Below are 23,510 nucleotides of genomic sequence, written 5' to 3'. Positions count from 1 at the left end.
GATGGATCACTGCTTGACGCTTCCAGCCGTCAGGCCGGATTCCCAGTAACGTTGCAGCATTAGGAAAATGACAATAATCGGTATGACCGTAAGCAAGGAACCAGTGATCACCAGGTTGTAAATGGGTTCTGGCGTCGACGAGCCCGTAGCTTGGTCATTCCATTCATTCAAGCCCACGGTCAGCGGATACCACCGCGGATCGTTGAGCATGATCAACGGCAGGAAATAGTTATTCCAGGTCTGTACGATAGCGAACAAAAGCACCGTAATGATGCTGGGCGACAGAAGAGGCACCACAATCTGTGCAAAGATTCTGAATTCCCCCGCACCATCCATGCGTGCCGACTCAATGACGCTGACTGGCAGGCCGGTCCTCGAATAACTCATGACCAGATAAAGGCCGAAGGGACTCACCAGCGACGGAAGAATGACAGCCCATGGTGTATTGGTCAATCCCAGCTTGGCAAAAAGCAGGAATGTAGGAACGACCAGCGCTGTTCCCGGGATGGCTATGCCTCCGATAACCGTGGCAAGGATGCCTTTCTTGCCCGGAAAGTCAAAGATCGCCAGCGCATATCCCGCCATGGTCGCCAAAAAAGTCGCACCGCCGGCTCCGATCAGCACGTATAAGAAGGTATTGAGAAGCCATTTGGCGAAAATCCCATCCTTATAGGAAAAGGTCTCCTTGATGTTGTCTATCAGGTTGAAGCCGTGTCCGAACCACAGACCGAACGTGGACATAACGTCAGCCTGGGTCTTGGTGGCATTGATCAGCAGCCACAACAATGGAATCAAGGAATACGACGCCAGCAGCAGCATAAAGATGAGCATGGCCGGCGAGTGCCGGACCAGACTGTGGGCGCCGGTAGATCTGTTTGATCCGAAATGTTTGACGATACTCATCGATCAGCCCTCCTTTTTGCAGCTCGGGATGCCTTGGGCTTCTTCTCATCGCCGCTTCGCGATCCCCGCTCCTGGGTGATATAGGTGATCACCCCTGTGATCAGTCCCATAAGAATTGCCAGAGCAGCTGCATTGTTGTACTGGCTTCCGTTAAGAGACAGGTTGTATGCCCAAAGGTTGGGCGTGTAGTTGCTTGATATTGCGTTGGGCGCGGGCGTCTTCAGCAGCTGTGGCTCACTGAAAAGCTGGAAGGTACCGATAATGGAGAACATCCATGTGATCAGCAACTGCCCCTTTATTGCCGGCACCTTGATGTAACGAGCGATTTTCCATTCGCTGGCTCCGTCCAAACGGGCGGCTTCATACAGCTCGGTAGGAATTGTTTTCAGCCCGGAGTACAGAATCAGCATGTTGTATCCCAGGAACGACCAGGTCATGATGTTGCCTATGGACCACAGAATGACGTTTTTGGACAATGGATGCATGGCTATGTTGAACCAGCTGTTGATGCTGGCAGTCAACCCGAATTGATCGCCGTACAGGAATTCCCATATCAGCACTGCGACAACGCCTGGAACTGCATACGGCAGGAAAAGGATGATTCGGAAGAACCCGTGCCCTCTGAGTCGCCCGGAGTCGATGCACAGGGCCGCCAGGAGAGCCAGGCCCAACATAATCGGCACCTGAATCAGGAACACCCGGATCACACGCCATACCCCGTCCCAGAAAGTACCGCTTTTGAGCAGCGATAGGTAGTTGGCCAATCCAACGAAATGGCTGCCGCCTATGAGCTGATCCCGGAAGAGGCTCAGGTACAGAGCATAAATGATAGGTAGTATGGTTGCTACAAAAAAGACCAGCAGGAACGGCAGGACAAATCCCAAGCCGGCCCACCTGCTTTTGCTTCGTATCCCTTTTTTCCATCGATTGGATGGATTTACACCCCTGGGTTTTGGTGATGACAGGGATGTGGGAGATTCTGACATCGTAGTCATATCGCCCTGCTTTCTTTTGATGTTGTTGTGTACATAAGCGCCCCGGCAGTCCTCATTGGCCATGGCCTGGGCGCCGAGCCCATCATGGTCGAATCCGTAACGTCGTTAATTGGTACGGACGCAGGTTAAGGTGCGCACCTTGCAGAGGAATCCAAGCGCCTTCCAGGGCGGATGGCATGCCGTGGGTCGCCCCGGCTACTTCCAGCAGATCCGTTTCGCATACGGTTGCCTCGGCGATCAGATCATCTGCAAGAATGTCCGCAGTTGCGGATTCCCCGACAGGTTCATACAAACGAACAATGATGTCCTTCGATCCATCATCGGCCGGCTTGACCCAATCCAGAATCACCGTGCCTTTCCCTTGACGCAATTGAATCAGCGGCCTGACCTGCGGCAGATGGGCGATTGTCGGTGCGTTGATAACACCCGCCTCCTTGACCGTATCCGCCACATTGGCACCCGGAAGGACCTCCCAGGTGAATTCGTGGCTCCGGCCGACATCCGTATTGGGGTCAGGGAATGTGGGCGCGGAAAGCAGCGACAACTCCAAAAGGGTCCCTGTTCTGCCACCGTTATTCCCGTCGGACTCCACCGGGAAGACACTGGAGCCATATGTGGATTCGTTGACCAGCCCAACTCCATATCCACCCTCGTGAAGGTGCACGAATCTATGGGTGCAACACTCAAAGGCCGCCTCCGTGTCTGCATCATCCCTACAGACTGGACGATCGACTGTACCGTATTGACACTCGTAAGTAGCCATGGATGTCTGGACATTCAAAGGGAAATCCACCTTGAGAAAGCGATCCCGCTCCTGCCAGTCAACGTAGGCATGGAACCTGAGACTTCTGTTTTGACCATCCAGAAGAACCTGGGTCCTGATAGTTGTTCCGGCGCCTATAGCCGTGGTGATCTCCACGCCGGCCGAAACGGATGAGCAAACAGGTTCAACCTTGACGACCCTGCCTTCATCAATGGGACCCAGGAAGGCATCTCGGTCCAATTCCCATGCATCACGTTCGCATGGCTTGTCGATCAACAGGCGATAGGAGCCTAGAGCGTGATCCGAAGCCACCAGTTCGCGTCCAGCCTTAAGGTCACGTAAGGATACAATCAGTCCTTCGTTGTTGATGACAACCTTTATCGAAGCATTCTCCATGACGAATCCATCTTTTTCAGCATGGACCTGAGGAGCGGAATCATTGCAGGAAAGACAACCGTCATCCACAGCGCAGTCCTCTGGAAGACTTGGATGCACCAGCCAATCCTTTTGCGCGATATACCCTTTTTGAAGCACGGGAAGATCGGAATCAGCCTCGGCCACAGTATCAGCAGCCGACTGAATCAACCCGCTCAGCTCGGACATATCCTGCTCATACTCCTGACGGGCTTCACGGTGCACCCAAGAAATCGAGGAACCTGGGAGAATGTCGTGGAACTGGTTGAGCAGAAGACGGTGCCAGATGAATTGAAGCCGATCGCCGGGGTAACGATATTCCGCATGGCACAAGCTGGCTAGGCAACCCAGATATTCCATGGTTCTGAGCATCCCCTCCTCGCGACGGCAGTCAGCCTTCATGTCCTGCTGCGCCGTGAGCGTGGCTCGATGCAGTTGCAGATATAGCTCACCGTGCCAACGTGGCCTCTCAAAGCCATCACAACGATTCATCTGATCCGCCAGCGTCTGGAAGAAATCGTCAGGCGACGCGGAAGTACAGGTGGGCACGCCCTCAAGATCGCGCAACCTGGAGAGCCTGCCCAGCATCTCCCTGGTGGGACCGCCGCCACCGTCACCGTATCCATAAAGCAGCAGACCCTGGTCGATCCATTCCTTGTCGGCTGCATTCATCTCCGAGTAACGCAATTCACCGGGAGTGATTTCGGCGGCATAAGTATCAGTAGGCGGAAAATGAGTCAGTATCGGGCTGCCGTCGATTCCCTCCCAGATGAAGGAATGATGGGGAAACTTGGTTGTGTCATTCCAGGACAATTTCTGTGAGAGGAACCAGCTGTATCCAGCCCTTCTGGCAATCTGCGGGAAAGCACCTGTATACCCAAAGCTATCGGGCAACCAGATGCCTTTTGGACTGATGCCAAGATGGTCTTTGAAATACCTACGGCCATTGGTAATCTGCCTGACAAGAGACTCGCCTGAAGGCATCATGGCATCTGCTTCCACCCACATTCCGCCCACAGGAATGAATCGACCCTGGTCTATCCGTTCCTTTACGCGTCTGAAGAGATCAGGATAATCCTCCTCCAGCCATGCAAACTGCTGAGCTGAGCTCATTGCAAAAACAAATTCGTCGTCCTGATCCATCAGGGCCAGGACATTGGCAACAGTCCTGCCGATTTTTCGCCTTGTCTCGCGCTTCGGCCACAGATAGGCGGTGTCTATATGTGCGTGACCGACCGCATGATCATGGAAAACCGTCGGGCCGTTGGTTTTGCTCAACACCCCAGCCAATGCATGTCGGGCCTGGCCGAGTGTTTCAGCACGGTGATCATCATCATAATGATTGAGCGAGGTCTGCAGGGCCTTCATCACCTGCCAATATCGCACCGAGTTCTTGTCAATGACATCAAGCAGGCCCGTAACGACCTCCAGATCCCTGGCATACTCCCAAAGTTCACGATCAAACCGGCACAGACTGATGCCGTGGAAGGCATACTTTCCACACACACGCCCATCGGCCTCTTCGCCCAAATCCGTGGAACGCTGTGGAATATTCAACAGCATGGGATTGCACCCGGCCTCAACATACAGGCTGAAGGCGCCATTGTCGTCACACAGACCCGCCATAGCACCCTTGCCTTGCAAGCGGACCCAAGCATTCATTGGCTGAACGCCCTTGATCGCTCTTCCATCCTTGGCAAAGACCAATCCCTCGCACTGCCCCCCGGAAACGCTGGAATTCCAACCCAGGTCAACAATCAGATCAATCTCCGTCCCGTGACGGGACTCCGACATAGGCAGCCTGCCATCAACGCGAAACCAGGTCGTGCCCCAGTTCGTCCCCCACGCATCTCCACGATCAACAGGGTGGAATCGAATCAAACCTGCCTCTGCACGACGAATAAAGTCCTTGGGAGGTTCAGGTTCCCCTGAGTTGACATAAGCGGCGACAGTGCAGGATTCAAGTTCCTCTTCGATAAAAGGACGTATGCGATCTCTGAGGAAGCGCCTACACTTGTTCAGCTCTCGATCAACCTTGATTTGCATAAACCGAGCACCTTTCCATTACAATACAATCCGCTTTGATCGCTTTACCTGGCACTGTGAACTCTTGCGATACATCACATGAGGGACGCAAAAAATCCCCGTCCGCGTACCGACCCGCTTAGCCCCGGGCCGAAGACTGGTTGGTCATTTTTATCCTCGTTTCTCGAAAATGGCGTTCATCTCAGGAATTTCACGACGATATCCGGCCAGCAGCTTTCTGGCCAACGGAACGGACTGCACGAGAGGATGCAAGGCGAAAGCCAGCAAAGCCTCATGGGGGGATCCCTCGATCCCAGCCCGAACCGCATGCCTTTCCGACTGACGCACCTGTTGCATAAGGCCGATCTGGTCCATTGTGGGCTGCTCTCCCACATTCAGAGGATGGATTCCGTGCGAGTCCACAAGCGAGGGAACCTCGACAACGGCATCATTGGGTAGGCCAGCTATTGTTCCCCTGTTGCGCACATTGAGAATCATGACCCGACGCTCATGTCGACTGATTGCATTCATAACGCCCAGAGCCACTCCTGCATAACCCAAATGGGCAGGATCGAACTCCTCCTTGCGGTTGCTGGTGGGGGCACCTTGTACACCTCCCAGAGCCTCAGCCATATAACTGGCTCCACGTTCCTGCAAGGCATCGGTCCAGATACGGTCGGCTTCGTTCCCGGCCGTGGCTGCTTGTTTGTAGAAACGAGTCTGGGTCTTGAGCAGAAAGTCGCCGCGGGTCATGGGAGACTCCAAGATACGACGGACGGCATCTCTATCGCAGTAGTAGTAGAAGAGATATTCATTGGGAATCATCCCCAACTGCCGCAACCAGTCCGGGTCGAAGACCTTGGCCTCCTCCAGCCCCGACAGCTTCTCCTCATCGGCAAGCAGGTCCGGCAGCAGATCATGATCGCCGACCAACACTCTACGCATCCAACCCAGATGGTTGAGGCCGACATAATCCATGCTGACATCCTCTGGATCATGTCCCAAAGCCGCGGCTATTCTTCTGCCCAATCCGGATGGGGTGTCACATATGCCGACCACACGATCACCCAATACGCTTTGCAATGCCTCGGTAATGATGCCAGCAGGGTTGGTGAAGTTCAAAAAGTATGCGTCAGGGCAGACCCTGGCAGCCATACGGGCCATCCGCAGCATAACCGGCACAGTGCGCATGGCGTATGCGAGCCCGCCGGGCCCAGTGGTTTCCTGCCCCAGCAGGCCCAGATCCAAAGCCACATGTTCATCGCAGCATCTGGCCTGGAGACCTCCCTCACGAATCGCAGCAAAAATAAAATCGGCACCGCTCAGGGCCGGCTCAAGCTCCGTGTATGTGCGGATTCCAGGCTTGTGGTCGAAGCCCTGGGCCTGGACACGCATGATGTTCACCATCGTATCCATACGCGACTGGCTTGTGTCATACAGAGCCAGCTCATCCACGCGCGGTTCGCCTTGATCCCTGATCAATGCCTGCCAGATGAACGGCGTACGGAAGCCTCCGCCACCAAGAATCGTTAATTTCATACGACCACCACCTTCTTGCCTTCCTTGGCAAAACTGTCTTGCATTCCCTTGCCGGACCCCGAAGTCGTGATGAGAGCATCCAAATCAGTCAATGAGCACAGTTTGAAACTTCCGGTTCCAGGGAATTTGGATTCATCCGCCAACAGGACTATTTGCTGGGACGCCTTTATGAAACCTTGACGTATCGGGGCTTCGACCGCCATGTTGTCCACCACGGCATTCCCCCGCACACCGGTGCAACAAAGAAACATCAAGTCAGCTGCAACATCGGCGATCATCCGTTCAGCCAGCGGGCCGACCAGACTGTTATGATGGTGCCGCACCGCACCGCCTATGAGCACCAGGTCAACTGCTTCATCATCACGAACCTGATCAAGTACGGCCAGATTCGATGTGATGATGGTCACCTTGTGTCCGCGCAGATTGCGTGCAATCAAAGCCGCTTCAGGGGCCACATCCAAGATGATGACCGAGCCGTCCTGAACCATGTCAGCAGCAGCCTTGGCCATGCGTTCCCAAAGTTGCATCTGCGCATCAGTCGCCTCGACGACGCGGTCCTGCTTGCCGGAGTCAGTGATGTCGGCCCTGTTGCCCTGGGTCAGCATCGCACCGCCATATTTGCGCTTGAGGCGGCCATCCTGCTCCAGGAATGTGAGGTCCCTTCTGATAGTGGATTCACTGACCCCAAGACCATGTGACAAGTCCTTGACTGACTGTCCATGCTCGGCCAGCTGATCGAGAATCCGTTGACGGCGTTCATCCAAAAGCATGACTTCACCATACATGAAATGACAGGATTTGACAAAGTTTGCTCATTTTGAGTGTTTCTATCTAGAATGAGCAAACATGAGCAGAATCAACAATGAGACGATGATCGATAAAGCCAGTCCGAAGATCTTCGACGTAGTGATTGCCGGGAAAACTTACCTGGATCTGGTTTTTTCGGATGTTGATTTCCCACAGCCTGGGACCGAAGTAATGGCCGGCAACCTGACCATCTCTCCGGGGGGTGCAGCCAACAGGGCCGTGGCTGCCGCAAGACTTGGATCCGAATCCGGTCTGCTCACCAACCGCGGACACGATCAATTGTCGACTTTATTGTTCAAAACCCTCCAAAAGGTTGACCATCTCAATCTTGATCTGTGCACCACCAGCGCGGCATACCGCAATCCGGTCTCAGTGGCTATCAGCACTGGCAATGATCGCGCGTTTGTCACCTATGACCGTTCAGCGCTTGCCCTGGATTGGCCTGCCGGTAAACTGACCAGAACGCTCTTCGTCAGCCTCTCTGAAGGATTGCCCACCTGGTCACAGCCCCTACGAGACCAGGGCACAATCATATTCGGCGGCGTCGGATGGGATTCCTCCGGCCGCTGGCCTAGGCAGATCCTCGAATCCGCCAGAGGAGTCGATGTCCTGCTGATGAATGAAACCGAAGCAAGACACTTCACTGGTCAGAAAACGACAGCAGGTGCTCTGAAAATGCTACGTGAATATGTATCAACGGCTGTCATCACGCGCGGCGGCCTGGGATCTTCTGCCTCTGACCCGACCGGCTTCATCGAAGTCCCGGCCCCTTCCGTGGAAGCAAAGGATCCCACCGGCGCCGGCGACATTTTTGCAGCCGCTTTAATGACAGCCTTTACATGGTCATGGCCATTGCGCCATTGCATGGAGTTGGCGACAGCGGCATCCGCCTACTCAGTGCAGACCCCGGGAGGCGCCCTTAGCGCACCCGGCATTCCCACTATTCTCGAATTCATCCAACGTTATAAAGGCCCTTACGATTGGTCCTGGCTCATCGACAACCTGCAGGCGCACGGTCTCAATAAATGATTCGTCCCCGTGCGGTGCCAGCAGCACCGCACGGGGACGAAAACAGAATGTTCTTATCCTCAGGCCTGGGCCAGAGCCTCGACGATGTAGTTGTTGATGGTGGCCTTGACCACTTCAAGATGGTCGGACTTGTCGGCGGCGATCAGTTCGGCCTGCGGCTTGTCAAGGCTGTACTCCTCCAGGGAGGCCAGCGTGGCCGTACCGTCCTTTACCGTCGAGCCGATGCCGGATTCGAAGGAGGAGTAGCGCTCCTGCTGCAGCTGCTCGATGTAGCCGTCCTCATGCATCTTGGCAGCGACCAGAAGACCAGCGGCATAGGTGTCCATGCCCACGATGTGGGTCCTGAAGAGGTCCTCAGGCAGGAAGGAGGAGCGGCGCGGCTTGGCATCGAAGTTCAGGCCTCCACGGGGCCCGATGCTCCCGTTGGCCAGCACCTCCCACATGACGGCGGTGGCATCGTAGAGGTCCGAAGGGAACTCGTCCATGTCCCAGCCGATCAGCTTGTCGCCCTGGTTGGCATCCAGGGATCCCAGGAATCCGGCCTCGCGAGCCACGCGGACCTCATGCTGATAGGTATGCATGGCCAGGTTGGCGTGGTTGCCCTCAATGTTGAGCTTGAAGTTGTCCTGCAGGTCGTAGGTGCGCAGGAAGTTGATGGTGGTGGCCGCGTCGTAATCGTACTGATGGAGGGTGGGCTCCTTGGGCTTGGGCTCGATCAGGAACTGAGCATCGAATCCGATCTCCTTGGCGTAGTCCACGCACATGTGGAAGAGGGCGGCCATATGGTCCTGCTCCTCCTTCATGCGGGTGTTCCACAAGGATTCGTAACCCTCACGGCCACCCCAGAAGACGTAGTTCTCAGCACCGAGCCGCTTGCCGATCTCCAGGCTGTGCTTGAGCTGGCCTGCCGAGTATGCATAGATGTCAGCGAAGGGCGAGGTACCGGCACCGGCCTCGAAGCGGGGGTTGGTGAAGAGCGAGGAGGTGTTCCAGAGCAGCTTGACTCCGGTGTCCTTCATGGCGGCCTCGATGCGGTCGATCACCTTGTCAAGATTGGCATCGGTCTCGCGCAGGGTGTCACCCTCGGGAGCCAGGTCACGGTCGTGGAAGCAGAAGAACTCGACCCCCAGTTTGGTGAAGAGCTCGAAGGCGTAATCCACCTTGGCCAGCGCCTGATCCATGGGATCGGTGTAGCGATAATAGGGCCTCTGCGCAGTGGGATCGCCGAAGGGATCCACCAGACCCTGGTTGAAGGTGTGCCACCAGGCCACAGCGAAGCGCAGCCAGTCCTTCATGGGCTTGCCGGCCACCACCTTGTTCTTGTCGTAGTAACGGAAGCCCAGGCCTTCCTTGACGCCCTGGCGACCCACGTATTCAATCTTGTCAACGTCCCACAGACCCATCCGAAATGCTCCTTTGCCTATTGCATTTGCCTTTACGGCGTTCACAGGGGAGGAAATCAGTTCCTGCCTCCTGAACATCAAGGGTAGAGGGAGGGATTGATTTTGTCAATTCGTTAAATTATATAGATGACGCTTGCATGGGCACATGAATCGAATCTGGACGAGAGCCCTGATGACTACCGTCTGAAGCTTTGATCTCAAGCCACAAGGGCCCGCCCGGGCGGACCAATCGATCCGTCTGCACCACTGCGTGTGCGCCCGGTCAAAAGCCTACGAAATTGTATGGGGCTGAGCATTGGAAGGTCGACAGTCGACCACCTGCATACGGACCATCAAACCCTTTGACGTCTTGGGTTCGATAATGCCCTTCACGGCGGCACAACCTACATCGACTCTGTCGATACCCCCTTCGTTGCCACACCCCACCTCCACAGAGCAAACCCACCTACGGCTACAGACCTATGACAAACGCCGACGGCGATCCCTTATCGGTTCCTTACCGGCATCGAATCAGTTGCGCAAGAATACTAAACGATGTTAATATATAAACGTTGTTCATAAAGTGCGCAAAGTTAGCGTGACGGTAGCACTCAAGGAGGAGGTTGACATGCGAGGCAGCCCATACGCCAGCACACCAAAGGCCCTCTCCGAACTCAACCAGTCACGCATCGTCCAATATCTGCACCAGCACGGAACCAGTTCGCGAGCCCAGATGGCCCGGGAACTCAACCTGACGCCGGCGGCTGTAGGCAAGCTGGTGGCCCGTCTGATCGGCCTGGGTCTGATCAGCGAGACCGGCAGTATGGACTCAGAGGGCGGCCGTCGATCCATCGGCCTGGCCTTGAACGCCGACCGCTACCAGGTCATCGGAGTCAAGTTCGCCCGCAGCATGGTCAGTATCGGACTGTTCGACATCAGCGGCCGTCTGCTGGACTCGGAGGAGATGCCCCCCGTCGACCCCGATGACATCCCCGGCGCAGTAGCTGAGGTCAGAACGCGAGTGGGAAGACGATTGGATTCAAATCCCGCCATCGTGGCCGTGGGCATGGCCGTACCGGGACCCTACCTGCGCGAGACCGGCCGCATCGCCCTGGTCACCAGCATGCCCGGCTGGCGTGGGGTGGACTTTATCCACGAATTCGGCCAGGCCTTCCGTGTACCCACCTTTATCGAGCAGGATGCCCGAGCCGGCGCGCTGGCGCAAAGTCTCTTCGATCCCCGAGTGAACGCATCCAGCATGGCCTACTTCCTGGTGGGCGAAGGCGTGGGATTAGGAGTCATCGACAGAGGCTCCCTGGTTGACGGCAGCCAGGGAGCGGCCACAGAAATCGGCCACGTCAGCATCGATCTGAACGGCCTGCCATGCGAGTGCGGCAACCGAGGCTGCCTGGAATGCTACTGCTCGGCGGTAGCAATCCACCGCCGCATGTGCAAGCCGGATATGCGGGATCACTTCCCTGGAGTCGAGGCCATGACCCACGCCAAGGCCTGCTCAAGCCTGTTCGACCAGGCCCGCTCGGGTCAGCAGGTCGCCCGGACCCTGGTGGATCAGATAGCCGACTACGTGGGCTATGGCTGCGTGACCATCGTCAACGCCTACAACCCGGCCCAAATCGTCATCGGAGACATGGTGGCCGACGCCGGTACCCGACTGCTGGAACGAGTTCGGACCATGGTATCCCAGCGCGCCCTACCCGGCCTGCGCGAGCACACGAGGATTCTGCTCTCCCGCCTTCCAGCCGATGCCACGCTGACAGGGGCAGCCGCGGTGGCTGCCAGCCAATTTCTGGAACATCCGGCCAGCATGGGCCGCTCAACTGTGAAATCAACAAGCATTAGGCGGGCACATCGCCTGTCGTCAGGAAAGGAACACCATGACCAGTAAACCTGTGGTCCTCAGCATCGGGGAAATTCTCTGGGACGTCCTGCCAACAGGCAAACGGGCCGGTGGCGCACCGGTCAACTTCAGCTACCACGCCGCAAAGAACGGGGCGGAAGGCTATGCCATCAGCGCCGTGGGACGTGACGACCTGGGCCGCGAGCTTGAGGAGGATGTTCACAAGGCCGGGGTCGATGCCGTCCTGCAGCACAACGACCACCCCACCAGCACTGTCGAGGTCCAGCTGACCGAGGGCATCCCCCAGTACGTCTTCAAGCCTGATGTGGCCTGGGATCATCTGGAATACACGGATGGCCTGGCCGGGCTTGCCAGCAGGGCCGACGCGGTCTGCTACGGCACGTTGGGCATGCGCAGCAGTCAGTCCCGCGAGACCTGCCTGCAGGTCCTGCGTCACACCAAGAGCCATGCCATGCGCTTCTTCGACATTAACCTGCGCGGCACCTTCTACAGCAAGGATCTGATCCAGGAGCTGCTGGACATGGCCACGGTCTTCAAACTCAACGACGAGGAGCTGGTCACCCTGCGTGACATGTTCCACGTTCCCGGGGCCACGGACGACGAGCTCTGCCGCTGGTTCATGGAGCAGTGGCACCTTGACACCATCGTGCTGACCGCCGGCAGCGACTACAGCACGATCTACCTGGCGGACGGCCAGTCCTCCCACCTGCCGACGCCTGAAATCACCGTAGCCGACACGGTCGGAGCCGGCGACGCCTTCTCCGGCACCTTCGCCATCAACCGCCTGCTGGGAGCATCCCTGACCCAGGCCCACCGAGCTGCCGTCAACACCGCCGCATTCGTCTGCACCCAGCAGGGCGCCTGGCCCGAATATCCCGAGCATATCCCCGACTACCTGGGCCAGCAGGGTAAATGATCCACCAGCTTTGAACATGATTTGGTCCCGCCCGGTCGAACTGTCGACTGTACGGGACCAAACTTATATCTGCACCAGTCTTATATCTACGGAATCCGGAATTTACCAGATACCGATGAGGCGCCACCAGCCCAGACCCACGGTCAGGAAGATGGCCACAGTCACCAGTCCGCAAATCAGGCCGATCCGCAGGAACTCAGAGGTCTTGACGTATCCGGCACCGTAAATCAATGCCGCCGGTCCGGAGGCGTAATGGGTCATGGCTCCGATCAGACCGCTGGCGCAACCCAGCATCAACGCTGCAGGCATCGCAGGGACCCCGGCAGCCACTGCCACGCTGACGAAGAGCGTGTATATGGCCGCGACCTGAGCCAGCTCAGAAGCGAACATGTAGTGGATGAAGAAGTAGAAGACCGTCAGAATGACCAGGACCAGCACCCAGGGCATGCCCTTGACCAGTCCGGCGATGATCTCCCCTGCCCAGGTGGTGACGCCCAAGGTGTTCAGGGGTTCCGCCATGCCTACCAGGACACCGAAGAAGATCAGTGTGGACCAGGCCGACTTGTTGGCCACCATGTCCTGCCAGGTGATGATCTTGGTGCACAGCAGCACAGCCACGCCCAGGAAGGCAACAGTGGTGGAATTGATATGTATCACCGAGCCTGTCGCCCAGAGGACCAACATGACCAGGAAGGTCACGGCCATGATCCACTCGTGCATGCTCAGAGGGCCAAGTCCCTTGAGTTCATCCTTGGCGTCCTCCTGAGCCTGGGGCACGTTCCTCAGGGTGGGCGGGAAAATGCGGTAAATCAAGGCGGGAATGAGAATCAGGCAGATCAGGCCGGGCACGATGCCCGCCAGGGCCCAGGTCCCCCACCCGATGTCCACGTGGAACTTCTGGGCCAGCTGTCCCACGACCGGGCCGGCAGCCATGGCGGTCAGGAACATAGCCGATGTGATGGCGTTGACATTGTTGGCCGTGATTGCCAGGTAAGCGCCGATGCGTCGCCGGGACTCATCAGTGTCCGGCTTTGAACCCTGCACATCGCTGATGGAGGTGATGATCGGGAAAAGGATGCCGCCCAGACGAGCCGTGTTTGACGGGGTGGCCGGAGCCAGGACCAGGTCGGCGGCCGAGAGCCCGTAGGCTATGCCCAGACTGGACTTGCCTAATCTGGACAGAAAGACCAGGGCGATCCTGCGGCCCAGTCCGGTGGAGACGAATCCCTGGGCAATGAAGAAGGCCGCCACAATCAACCAAATCGAGGCGCTGCCCAGTCCGTTGAAAGCCGCCTTCTTGGGATCCAGGGCCCCGGTCAGCATCCCCACGGTCATGCCGATGATGGCCACTGCTGATGTGGGCAGAGGCTGCAGAATCAGCCCTAGAATGGTGCCCACGAAGACTCCCAGCATGTGCATGCCCTGGGGAGTCAACCCCTTGGGAGGCGGTATGAGGAAGATGACCAGCCCTACCGCCACACAGATCAGAGCCTTGACCAGTTGGCCCGTATTGAAAGGCTGTTTGGCCCCTGTCTGGGGGCCTCCCCTGCCCTCACCCGTTCGTACTGTTTCACCCATCATTGCTCCTTCGCTCATGATCCGGCGTATAACTGCCCGGAAACCGCCGACCTCTTCGTCGGCATGCTCATGTGGACTTATGCTATGCGGCAGGCGGTAGGGGCGACAAATAAGCGCTGCCTATATGAGGGGGCACCATAACTGCCGGCTGTCTATGACCTCCCAGACCCGCCAAGGACCGGCAATAGGCCTTTAACTGCATATAGACGATGCTTATTTGCCGGGCCGCCAAGGGCTTTCCTAGGCTGATTGCAGAGGTCCGGCAACGCGGCCGGCCCCGATCGTGAAGGACAAGTGAGACCATGACAGGATTCGATACCATCAACGATTCCTATGCCAACCGGGGACTGGGATTCGACTATGAGCAGCGGCGCGAGCTAAAGCTGGACGGGCTGCTGCCTGCTGCCGTGCAGGATGAGGAACAACGCGAGCGCATCGTTTACCGCCGCTTCCTGGCCCAGCCTACCGATCTGGACAAACGACTCTATCTGATGAGCATCTGCCGCACCGACCGTCGGCTCTTCTACAGGAGCATGGACAAGCACCTGACCGAGTACATGCCCATTGTCTACGCACCCACCGTGGCACAATCCATCCAACGCTACGACGAGTTCTATTCGGGCAGCGACGTGGCCTACATCTCCATCGATCACCCCGAAGGAATCGGTGACGCCCTGGACCAATACGCCGGCGACCGACCCATCGACCTGGTGGTCTGCACCGACGCGGAAGGCATTCTCGGCATCGGCGACTGGGGCGCACAGGGTGCTGAGATTCTGACGGGCAAGCTGGCGGTCTACACCGCCGCCGCCAACATCGATCCCTCGCGCGTTCTGCCGGTAATGGTGGATGTCGGCACCAACCGCCAGCCCCTTCTGGACAATCCCGACTACGTGGGCAACCACTTCGCCAGGGTCAGAGGCCAGCGCTACGACGACTTCATCGATGACTTCGTCCAGCAGGTCCTGCAGCGCTACCCGCAGGCGCTGATCCACTGGGAGGACTTCGGCAGGCCTGAGGCGGCGCCCGTCCTCAAGCGCTACCAGGACCGAATCCTGACCTTGAACGACGACATCCAGGGCACCGGCGTGACCGTCCTGGCCGCTCTGATCGCCGCCAGAAAAATTGCCGGAGCCGACCCCAAGGACACCAGGATCATGGTCTTCGGCGCAGGGACCGCCGGTGTGGGCATCGCCGACCAGATTGTGGACGACCTGATCATCCGCCAGGGCATGGATTCAGAGACTGCACGCAGCAGGGTTCTACTCTTCGATCGTCAGGGTCTGATCGAGCAGGGTCAGGATGATCTGACCGAGGGTCAGACCCGTTATGCACGCAAGCCGGATGAGTTCGCCTCAGTCACCGACAAGACCTCGCTGGCACAGGTTGTCGACGCCTTCCAACCCACGGTGCTCATCGGCACCTCAACCCGGGCCGGGGCCTTCAACCAGGATGTTGTTGAGGCCATGGCCAAGCATGTGGAGCGGCCGCTGATCTGCCCTATTTCCAACCCCACGGAACTGGCCGAGGCCAAGGCTGCCGACGTGATTGCCTGGACCCACGGCCGCGGCTTCGTCATCACCGGCACCCCCTCAAAGCCTGTTGAGTACCAGGGGGTCACCTATTCCATCGGACAGGGCAACAACGCACTCATGTATCCCGGCATCTGCTTCGGGGCCATCGTCGCCAAGGCACGGCTGGTCACCAAGGGGATGCTGTTGGCCGCAGCCTACGCCATCTCCGACATGATCGACGTGGACAAGCCCGGAACCGCCGTATTGCCGCCGGTGGCCGACCTCAAGGAGATCTCACGCCGGGTGGCCACTGCTGTGGCTGCACAGGCGGTCCAAGAGGGTCTGAACCGGGAGCCGATTGAGGATGTGGACGCCGCCGTGGCCAATGCCCAGTGGCACTACGACGCCTGAGCGAAACCAGCTCCCTCGCATATTGCGAGATTGAGATGAGGGTCCGGTCGACACGATTGATAGCCGATGATCGTGGCGACCGGACCCTCATCATGAGTCAGGCCAGGCCAATATTCTCAAGGGTCAATCTTCTTAAATCCAGCCGATAATGATAGTGTAGTGGTAAGTAGTCTTTCGCCAAAGTTGACGGATAAGCAATAATATGAGCACCAATCAAGGGAAGCGGCTCATGACCTATATGGATAATGTCCGCGACCTCGAGCTGCTTACCATGCTGGCCCGGTACGGCAGTTTCACCGATGTCGCGTTGGAGGCAAGCATCTCCCAACCTGCCGTCTCGCAGGCCATCAGAAGACTGGAAAAGCGTCTGGGAACCAAGCTGGTCCGGAGGCAACGTTTCGGCGCAGGTGATGGCACACAGCTCACCCAGGCTGGAAAAACAGTGGTGGATCATGTCAGCCAGGCCCTGGATCTGATCAACACCCTGCCCGAGGCCTTGGCTGCGCGGTCCGGGATTCGACGGCGTACCATCGGTCTGCCGCCCATCATCTCATCGCTGCTGAGCTCCGGACAAGGGCAGCAAGGGCAGTGCGAACCAGACAAGAACACGACCGTGGAAACCATAGGATCCCAAAAGCTGCTGAGCCAGATAGAGGCCCACCGCGTGGACTACGGGGCGGTGGCCAGCGTCGACGAGTCGCTGAGCGTGGATGGCGTGGAGACGACCAAGCTGGCCTCCTTCCCCTTTGGCATGGTCTGCACCCAGTCCATGGTCGAACGATTGGGTACGGCAGGAATGACCAGCCTGCACCCCGAGGATCTGTCCATGCTTCCCGGGGACGTCCCCTTCGCCACCCTCAACCGCGATTTCGTCCATGCCCAGGCAGCGGAACGACTGATTCACCTGTCTGAGCCAGTCAGCCATCTGATTGAGGTCTCCGACGTGGAAACACTGAAAATGGTGACCACATCCGGCCTGGTCTGCAGCCTGATCACCTCGGCCGGCGTACACCCTGGCGATGGCCTGCGCTTCATCCCCTTTGCCGGTGACGACATGCCTCGCTTCAACATCTTCCTCTTCAACGACACCAAGCGGGAGGCCTTCCACGAGGACGTGGAGGAGGTGCATGCCTTCAGTGACTATGCCACCAACCGACTGGGCTCTGTGGCTTGACCAAAATTGGAGTCAATGCCGAGGGAGAAGCGGGAATATCCGCAGCGTCCATCTGTTGTATACTGACGAGGCTGGCCCGAATCGGCGCCAGCGGAGCTTGATAATTCAAGATTGGGGCTGATCGGTTTCGACGGTGACCTGTTCGTCGCAGGGAAGCGTGCCGAGAACGCGGGGGTCCGCTCGTTAATGTCCTCCCGCAAACAACAAGTGCTAAATCTAACCGCACTGAGTTCGCTCTCGCTGCCTGAGCTTCGCGCCAGGATTAACCAGTGAGCAGCTGCTCCGTTCACTCCTCTTCGCCTTCGGGGGGATGCTGAGCGTCATTAAGAAGACTTGCCTGAACTGCCGCGCCACAGGGCGGTTCGGGGACTTTTTCTGCGGCTATGCCCGCCACCGGTTGTCTGCGACACAGGTGGGGGCAGACAGATAGCCACAAAGGCCAGCAGACTACGCACGTAGAAGACTGAGGGTGCGGTCACCGGACCGGGGTTCAATTCCCCGCAGCTCCACAAGACAAGGGCCGGCCGAGGCAACTCGGCTGGCTTTTTGCATACCGTTTTTTTGTTCCAGGATCCATCTTTCAGCATCATGTGGGGCGTCACATCCATTCGGTTGGCTTTTGGATTACGGGCACTCATGACCCGCATGAGACTTACCCAGTCCAATAGGAACTAGGCTTTCAAATCCGTGGGAGTTTGTTGAAGCGGCAATCCGTTCTAGAGGTAACTGCATTACTGGGGCCCGGAATTTAAATATAGAACATAGCACAAAAATGAGCAAAACCCATTCATGACAACTTTCTACATAGTGCAAAACAGTTATGGCCATTGTCTAAAAAGGTTCCCTAGGTCAGAATCTGCAATTACTTTAATTCGATTCAGGAGCTCATCGTGGTCTTAGATAAAGAAGACGTGTCTTCGCTGCCAATAACTGTGATATGTCAGAGACACCAATCTGATTGTTTTTTTATAAGCCTACTCAAAGAGGACGCTATAAGATCACTATGAGGTAATTTGTGATCAATCTTCTTATATACGCAACCGCTGAGACTCTCTTCGATGAGTTTGATTGTTTATGATGGATTAAGTTTAGTCATAATTATATAAGAATGCAGCGATTGCAAAATATAGATTGGCAACCTTACAGCTTTCAAGTAATGAGAGGCATAGCTGTGGCAAGTCTGGAGCCCAAGAAGTTCATGGGAGACGATGGAACAATAATTCGACTTTATGATGACCTTATAGCTTGCGGAGACGAACAACATAAGCTCGACGGTATCCACGCGAGTGTTGAGGATGGCTCAACATTGGAATCACGGGTAACGTTAACCAGAATGCTTGCAGTCGGTCTCTTAGCATTTGTTTTCAAAAGAAAAGCGGAGGAGAGAAATATCTAACTGTTGAAGGCCCAGACTTCGCGTGGGTAGCCCGGGCCAACCGTAACCACATATCTAACTCGATGAGATTTGCGACCGCCATTAATGATTCTGCGCAAAAAGCTGCTGCAGCTAAGCAAAAAAGGCCAACATCCAACTTTCACAAATCAGAATCGATGCCGCAGCGACACATATCCAAGGGTGACCTATACAACAAGACAGCATTGAATGAGGATTTCGAGGCTGGACGAATCTCGCTTGCAGGATTCTTAGCAAAAAAGAAAGAACTCGGATTCTGATTGAACGGAGACATTGACAAACAGCTATTAGCTAAGGTGCGGTGAGTCTAGCCTGCTCAAAAATACTGATTTTATAAATACGAAAAGCGATTCAACCTACGGTGTGTTATCTGTGCAAAACCCGATCTTGCTCACAAGTGACTGTTCAGGCATTCAGCCAAATGACCCAATCAGACAACCAGTGACAAAAGAAAAAAGAAGTTAGCTACTTGAAGGAGACTCTTTTGACACAAATACAAATAAGAAACCACTATTTATGGTGACTATAACGCCTCCCCTGCTCCACGAGCCATCCGCAACGACAACTTTACATACAAGCTTTGAAGGTAGTATGTACGAAATTCAACATTAGCACGCACATTATTACCTATTCATAGGCCCTTCTCTGGATTATCAATGATCTTCTTTATACGAAAATTACATGCCAAAAAGCGAGCCACTCAGACTTAAATTTCTTCCATGGCCTGGTTAAATCCGTTTATTTCTGGGAATTCTGGATAGACAGGTACCCAATGCTGATGACTGAGTGCAATGCATTTACAAGTACTATAAGCAGTGGTTATGTAACATATGATTGTATATTCATCATCCCATATATTTTATAACTTAAGCAGTGCCACCGCTGTCTGACGGTCGACCACCAGGTGCGTCACAAACCCGGACCTGAGAGCGACATGCAGAGCTTGAGCTTTACTGGGGCTGGCTACAAGAAACAACCGTGATGCAACACTCATCAGTTCAGTACGATTCAATCCTGTCGACCTGCTGTTCAGGTCAATGTCGCTGGTACTGCCATCAGCGCGGTAAAATGTAGAGGCGAGGTTGCCGATCACCTTTTGTTCATGTAGAGCCTTTATGTCTTTGCTACTCAACAGTCCCGGCGTAAACAGCGGGCTTGGTTCGGAGCCGTTCGGTGTGCCGACAGAAGTGATCAGCAGATTCATCTGTTTTCGTAATTCAAGAATCTTGCGTATGCTTGACTCTTGATACATCAGATTCTTGGTATTTTCAGAGTCGAAAATCGCAGGGAGCGGAAGAAACCGCACTGTCGCGTCAAAGTTCTTATGAAACCGCGAAAGGATCTGCGTGGCATAGTTCTCTCCGAAGGTTTGTGAGTTACCGAACCCGTGTAGCTGAAGGATTCGCATGCCCGGCAAATGACGCTGTTGCAATTGCAACGACATGGCCTCTATGGTGCGGCCCCAGGCAACCCCGATTGTGGTGTTGGAATGAATAAGGGTATTGAGCCAGACAGCAGCGGATTTTCCTACAGCCATTCTTTTCAATGTGTTGTCTGCATTGTCGCTGGTATCGGCAACGACTACTCGAACATGGTATTTCTGGATAAGCCGGTTTTCGAGCTCAAGCGCAGAATTCTTCGTCCTGTGCACGATGAATTCGACAACATGCTCTTTTCTGGCCCTTGCTATGAGTCTGGAAACCGTTGAGCGTGAAATACCCATCTCGCGTGCCACCCGCTCGATCTTCATCCCTTGGATCCAATACAACTCCGCTACGTCGGCAAGATAGTCACGGGATTTCTCATTATCAGTTAAATCCGTCATTTGTATCATCTTCGCTACATTGTTTTGACCTCTTTTCTCAAAAGTACAGTTTTTAGTTTCAAATCACAAGAACAATTGATATAAATTTTCATGTTTCAACCGAACTCATATTGCAAGGAAGCAAATATGGCAACCACACAGAAAGCGTCCCAACAGCACCGCAGCGGTTATCGCTGGGTAGTCCTTTCGACAATCTTCGTAGGCTACGTTATTTGCATGGCAGATCGCTCTAATATTGGTGCCATTCTGCCGATGATAAGAAGCGAATTCCAGATTTCAAACTTTGAAGCAGGTGCAGTATCCAGCCTCTTCTTCCTGGGATATGCTGTTTCTCAGATTCCTGCCGGCTTGGTTATGGGCAAATTCGGCACCAGAAAAATCGTCTCCGTGGCGATTTTAGGGTTTTCAATCGTCACCTTCCTCATGGGCCATGTAGGCGGAGCATTGGCGCTGCTGATCCTACGTCTGTTCCTTGGACTGCTTGAAGGCCCCACACCGGTCGGTATGACATCAACGATCAATTCATGGTTCCCATTGAAAGAAAAAGGCATCGCCACAGGTGTCTACATCGGTTCCACCATGGTGGCCCCGATTCTTGTTCCAATAGTTTCCGTGTTCCTGGCTCAGGCATTTGGCTGGAGATCCGTGTTCATCTGGTTCTCGGTACCGGGATTCATCATGGCCGTGGTATTTTATATGATTGTCCATTCTCATCCGAGGGAAAGCAAGCACGTCAACAAGGCGGAGCTCGAGTATATCGAAGGCGACAAGACCGGGGGGAAGGCCACAGCAGTCGATTTCGGCAATATGGGCTGGATTGACAAGGTCATCAGACTGCGCCAAGGCCATCGTCTCCGTCGTAACGGCGAAGTGCTCAAATCCTGGAATATCTGGGGTGTTACGCTTGCCTACTTTTGCATGAACAACGTGCTCTATGGGATGATTACCTGGATTCCCGACTATCTGAAAAGCGCACGAGGCTATGGAACCATTTCCATGGGCTGGATGTCCTCCACTCCGTATATCGGAGGTCTAATCGGCGCTGTTCTTGGCGGCTTTGTCTCAGATCGCATTTTCCGCGGACGCAGGAAGCCTGCGATGCTGATTACGGCACTGATGACTGCGGTGATGATGGCGATTCTGCTGATCACTCCCAATAACTCTGGACTCTTGGCAACCGTGCTGATCCTTGCCGGTTTCTTCCTCAACATAGGCTGGTCTGGCTTTACGTCATTTGCAATGAATACGACAACTGATTCAACCTATCCGTTCGCCATTTCCATCATCAACAGCGGAGGCAATCTCGGTGGCTTCTTCGCACCTCTGATCGTAGGCGCGCTGCTTGATTCCACACACAATTACACCGTGGCATTCAGCTATTTCGTACTGATATTGGTAATCGCATTCTTCATTTTGCTCACACTTACCGAGTTCAAACCTGGAGTTGAGTCACGAAATGACAAGGCTGTCGAAGTGGAGGCAACTGCCGAATGAGCACTTTTCATCCCATCCGCAGAACTTTGAAAGCAGCAAAGGAGCAATAATGACCGAACTTGGCATTGTAGCTGACGACGTCACTGGTGGCACCACTGTGGGAGCGTTGCTGGCACGCGAAGGAATAGAACCGACCTTGTGCTATGACGCACGGACCATGGCCGATATCGTGGGTCCCGACGAAAACGTGATTATCACCAGCACCGACTCCCGTGCCATGAAGCCGGAAGCGGCCTATAAAACCGTGCGTGAAGCCACACAGAGTTTACTCTCGCTCGGTGCCACACAGTTTTCCAAGCGCATCGATACCACTATGCGCGGCAGTATCGGTTCCGAGGTGGAAGGAATGCTTTCGGCCCTGGATGACGACTATGTCGCGTTGGTGGTGCCGGCGATGCCCCAATCGAAAAAAGTCATGATCGGGGGGTATTTGCTCATTGACTCGATTCCCTTGGCAATGACCGACGTCGCACATGATGTGCGCACGCCTGTAGTGCTTTCTGATGTGCGCGATCTTGTGCAGTCCCAGATGCAGCAGGAGGTGGCTTATGTCCCGGTCGACGATGTAGTGCTCGGCGCCCATACCATAGCAGCCCAGCTGCTGCTGCAACGGTCTAGAGGATGCAGGGTCTTCGTGATTGATGCCGCTACATTGGAGGAGATTCAGTGGATCGCAGATGCCGTCGTCGATTTGGGATGGAAAGTGGTTGCCGTAGATCCGGGCCCGTTCACTCTGGCATTGGCCCGTAGGCACAGATCCATTTGCCCTAGTTCTCGTCCTGATCGATCAATACGTACCGAAGCCAGCGAATTCGACAACGGCATCGTGCTCACCTGCGCCGGCAGCGCCACGAAGACCACTCGTATGCAGATGATGCGCTTGTCTGCTGAGCCAGGCACAGTGGTTCTTTCAGTCGATCCCATCAAGCTGATTTCAAATCAGCCGTTGGTATCCAGCAAGGAGATGCAGCGGGTCGAAGAACAAGCCAAACGGATATTTTCACCAGGCTCCACCTTGCCGAGGGTTCTGCTTCTTGCTGTTGACAATGCCTTGGAAAACAAGTTGCCTGCCAAACCCGACGAATTGACGAAAATCAGCGGACTTCCAGCCGAGGAAGCCTCGAATCTGATAACGGAAAAATTCAGTGAGGTTGCCCGCACGGTGGCCAATATAGTTAGCCCTGAACGTTGCGCCGGCTTCTATCTGACAGGAGGCGACACCACGGTACGTTTCTGCAAGGCCATCGACGCCCAGGGCCTGCACATGGTCGATTACCTCATTCCTCAAGTGGATCAATCAATTATTGTCGGCGGACCCTTCTCGGGCACGCCGGTGATATGTAAAGGAGGCTTGACCGGCGTAGAAGAGACCTCCCTTCAGGTCGTCAACCGTCTTTTCGATGAACAACATGTCCAAGTAAACCAATCAGAGAAAGCGACTGTTTGAA

The 23,510-nt window shown here is 55.4% G+C and carries 16 protein-coding genes, 1 other RNA gene and 1 pseudogene; 9 read left to right on the top strand and 9 right to left on the bottom strand.

Features of this window, described 5'->3' with window-relative positions; translation table 11 throughout:
• Positions 1–6: 6 nt before the first annotated feature.
• From H3T88_RS05245 to H3T88_RS08915, 6 genes and pseudogenes are all read right to left on the bottom strand, one after another.
• Complete coding sequence (locus tag H3T88_RS05245) at positions 7–903, bottom strand: carbohydrate ABC transporter permease (RefSeq protein ID WP_232347146.1); 897 nt, start codon at positions 901–903, stop codon at positions 7–9.
• Positions 900–1,898, bottom strand: a complete 999-nt coding sequence (locus H3T88_RS05240; protein WP_198203924.1) for a carbohydrate ABC transporter permease — start codon at positions 1,896–1,898, stop codon at positions 900–902. Before H3T88_RS05240 ends, H3T88_RS05245 begins: the two co-directional genes overlap by 4 nt.
• Positions 1,899–1,980: 82 nt before the next feature.
• The gene (locus H3T88_RS05235; protein ID WP_198203806.1) at positions 1,981–5,121 is read right to left on the bottom strand and encodes an alpha-mannosidase; all 3,141 of its coding nucleotides are present in this window, start codon (positions 5,119–5,121) and stop codon (positions 1,981–1,983) included.
• 150 nt (positions 5,122–5,271) lie between these two features.
• Complete coding sequence (locus H3T88_RS05230) at positions 5,272–6,639, bottom strand: 6-phospho-beta-glucosidase (protein WP_198203805.1); 1,368 nt, start codon at positions 6,637–6,639, stop codon at positions 5,272–5,274.
• Complete coding sequence (locus H3T88_RS05225) at positions 6,636–7,244, bottom strand: DeoR/GlpR family DNA-binding transcription regulator (protein ID WP_232347145.1); 609 nt, start codon at positions 7,242–7,244, stop codon at positions 6,636–6,638. Before H3T88_RS05225 ends, H3T88_RS05230 begins: the two co-directional genes overlap by 4 nt.
• A gap of 6 nt (positions 7,245–7,250) precedes the next feature.
• A pseudogene (locus H3T88_RS08915) lies at positions 7,251–7,409 on the bottom strand (DeoR family transcriptional regulator); the annotation flags it as partial.
• A gap of 76 nt (positions 7,410–7,485) precedes the next feature.
• Between H3T88_RS08915 and H3T88_RS05220 the strand changes: the two are divergent.
• Positions 7,486–8,475: a carbohydrate kinase family protein gene (locus H3T88_RS05220; RefSeq protein WP_015021582.1), complete on the top strand. Its 990-nt coding sequence runs from the start codon at positions 7,486–7,488 to the stop codon at positions 8,473–8,475.
• Between the two features lie 59 nt (positions 8,476–8,534).
• On the opposite strand, the gene xylA is transcribed toward H3T88_RS05220, so the two are convergent.
• On the bottom strand, positions 8,535–9,878 hold the full coding sequence (gene xylA / locus H3T88_RS05215) for a xylose isomerase (RefSeq protein WP_015021581.1): 1,344 nt from the start codon (positions 9,876–9,878) through the stop codon (positions 8,535–8,537).
• A 607-nt stretch (positions 9,879–10,485) separates the two neighbouring features.
• Between xylA and H3T88_RS05210 the strand changes: the two genes are divergently transcribed.
• The gene (locus tag H3T88_RS05210; RefSeq protein WP_198203804.1) at positions 10,486–11,763 is read left to right on the top strand and encodes an ROK family transcriptional regulator; all 1,278 of its coding nucleotides are present in this window, start codon (positions 10,486–10,488) and stop codon (positions 11,761–11,763) included.
• Positions 11,753–12,652 carry a carbohydrate kinase family protein gene (locus H3T88_RS05205; protein WP_198203803.1) on the top strand — a complete coding sequence of 300 codons (900 nt, stop codon included), beginning with the start codon at positions 11,753–11,755 and terminating at the stop codon, positions 12,650–12,652. Before H3T88_RS05210 ends, H3T88_RS05205 begins: the two co-directional genes overlap by 11 nt.
• A gap of 102 nt (positions 12,653–12,754) precedes the next feature.
• On the opposite strand, the gene H3T88_RS05200 is transcribed toward H3T88_RS05205, so the two are convergent.
• Positions 12,755–14,230 carry a DASS family sodium-coupled anion symporter gene (locus H3T88_RS05200; protein WP_198203802.1) on the bottom strand — a complete coding sequence of 492 codons (1,476 nt, stop codon included), beginning with the start codon at positions 14,228–14,230 and terminating at the stop codon, positions 12,755–12,757.
• A gap of 302 nt (positions 14,231–14,532) precedes the next feature.
• On the opposite strand from H3T88_RS05200, the gene H3T88_RS05195 reads away from it, so the two are divergent.
• The 4 genes from H3T88_RS05195 to H3T88_RS05180 all read left to right on the top strand — a co-directional run bounded on the left by H3T88_RS05195 (position 14,533) and on the right by H3T88_RS05180 (position 18,725).
• Positions 14,533–16,155: an NAD-dependent malic enzyme gene (locus tag H3T88_RS05195; protein WP_198203801.1), complete on the top strand. Its 1,623-nt coding sequence runs from the start codon at positions 14,533–14,535 to the stop codon at positions 16,153–16,155.
• Positions 16,156–16,357: 202 nt separating this feature from the next.
• Positions 16,358–17,329 carry a LysR family transcriptional regulator gene (locus H3T88_RS05190; protein ID WP_198203800.1) on the top strand — a complete coding sequence of 324 codons (972 nt, stop codon included), beginning with the start codon at positions 16,358–16,360 and terminating at the stop codon, positions 17,327–17,329.
• A gap of 113 nt (positions 17,330–17,442) precedes the next feature.
• Positions 17,443–17,841, top strand: a transfer-messenger RNA (tmRNA) gene (gene ssrA / locus H3T88_RS05185).
• A gap of 659 nt (positions 17,842–18,500) precedes the next feature.
• Complete coding sequence (locus tag H3T88_RS05180; RefSeq protein ID WP_198203799.1) at positions 18,501–18,725, top strand: hypothetical protein; 225 nt, start codon at positions 18,501–18,503, stop codon at positions 18,723–18,725.
• Between the two features lie 877 nt (positions 18,726–19,602).
• Here H3T88_RS05180 and H3T88_RS05175 read toward each other — a convergent pair.
• Entirely contained in the window at positions 19,603–20,568 is a 966-nt protein-coding gene (locus H3T88_RS05175; RefSeq protein ID WP_198203798.1) for a sugar-binding transcriptional regulator, read from the bottom strand.
• Positions 20,569–20,694: 126 nt separating this feature from the next.
• Here H3T88_RS05175 and H3T88_RS05170 point away from each other — a divergent pair, with 126 nt between their 5' ends.
• A complete protein-coding gene (locus H3T88_RS05170) occupies positions 20,695–22,062 on the top strand; it encodes an MFS transporter (protein WP_198203797.1) in 1,368 nt (455 codons plus the stop codon).
• Between the two features lie 49 nt (positions 22,063–22,111).
• Positions 22,112–23,509 (top strand): four-carbon acid sugar kinase family protein, encoded by a 1,398-nt coding sequence (locus tag H3T88_RS05165; RefSeq protein ID WP_198203796.1) that lies wholly within the window; start codon positions 22,112–22,114, stop codon positions 23,507–23,509.
• Position 23,510 lies beyond the last annotated feature (1 nt).

It is taken from the genome of Bifidobacterium sp. W8110 (assembly GCF_016101375.1).
Classification (GTDB): domain Bacteria; phylum Actinomycetota; class Actinomycetes; order Actinomycetales; family Bifidobacteriaceae; genus Bombiscardovia; species Bombiscardovia asteroides.
The sequence above is the reverse complement of the archived record's forward strand: the minus strand, read 5'-3'. Positions and strand labels throughout refer to the sequence as shown.

What these genes read in the sequence shown, in the direction of transcription:
- H3T88_RS05245 (WP_232347146.1), bottom strand. Translation starts at nt 903, where the DNA reads ATGAGTATCGTCAAACATTTCGGATCAAACAGATCTACCGGCGCCCAC.
- H3T88_RS05225 (WP_232347145.1), bottom strand. Translation starts at nt 7,244, where the DNA reads ATGCTGACCCAGGGCAACAGGGCCGACATCACTGACTCCGGCAAGCAG.
- H3T88_RS05220 (WP_015021582.1), top strand. Translation starts at nt 7,486, where the DNA reads ATGAGCAGAATCAACAATGAGACGATGATCGATAAAGCCAGTCCGAAG.
- H3T88_RS05165 (WP_198203796.1), top strand. Translation starts at nt 22,112, where the DNA reads ATGACCGAACTTGGCATTGTAGCTGACGACGTCACTGGTGGCACCACT.
- H3T88_RS05210 (WP_198203804.1), top strand. Translation starts at nt 10,486, where the DNA reads ATGCGAGGCAGCCCATACGCCAGCACACCAAAGGCCCTCTCCGAACTC.
- H3T88_RS05205 (WP_198203803.1), top strand. Translation starts at nt 11,753, where the DNA reads ATGACCAGTAAACCTGTGGTCCTCAGCATCGGGGAAATTCTCTGGGAC.
- H3T88_RS05175 (WP_198203798.1), bottom strand. Translation starts at nt 20,568, where the DNA reads ATGACGGATTTAACTGATAATGAGAAATCCCGTGACTATCTTGCCGAC.
- H3T88_RS05240 (WP_198203924.1), bottom strand. Translation starts at nt 1,898, where the DNA reads ATGACTACGATGTCAGAATCTCCCACATCCCTGTCATCACCAAAACCC.
- H3T88_RS05235 (WP_198203806.1), bottom strand. Translation starts at nt 5,121, where the DNA reads ATGCAAATCAAGGTTGATCGAGAGCTGAACAAGTGTAGGCGCTTCCTC.
- H3T88_RS05230 (WP_198203805.1), bottom strand. Translation starts at nt 6,639, where the DNA reads ATGAAATTAACGATTCTTGGTGGCGGAGGCTTCCGTACGCCGTTCATC.
- H3T88_RS05170 (WP_198203797.1), top strand. Translation starts at nt 20,695, where the DNA reads ATGGCAACCACACAGAAAGCGTCCCAACAGCACCGCAGCGGTTATCGC.
- H3T88_RS05190 (WP_198203800.1), top strand. Translation starts at nt 16,358, where the DNA reads ATGAGCACCAATCAAGGGAAGCGGCTCATGACCTATATGGATAATGTC.
- H3T88_RS05200 (WP_198203802.1), bottom strand. Translation starts at nt 14,230, where the DNA reads ATGGGTGAAACAGTACGAACGGGTGAGGGCAGGGGAGGCCCCCAGACA.
- xylA (WP_015021581.1), bottom strand. Translation starts at nt 9,878, where the DNA reads ATGGGTCTGTGGGACGTTGACAAGATTGAATACGTGGGTCGCCAGGGC.
- H3T88_RS05195 (WP_198203801.1), top strand. Translation starts at nt 14,533, where the DNA reads ATGACAGGATTCGATACCATCAACGATTCCTATGCCAACCGGGGACTG.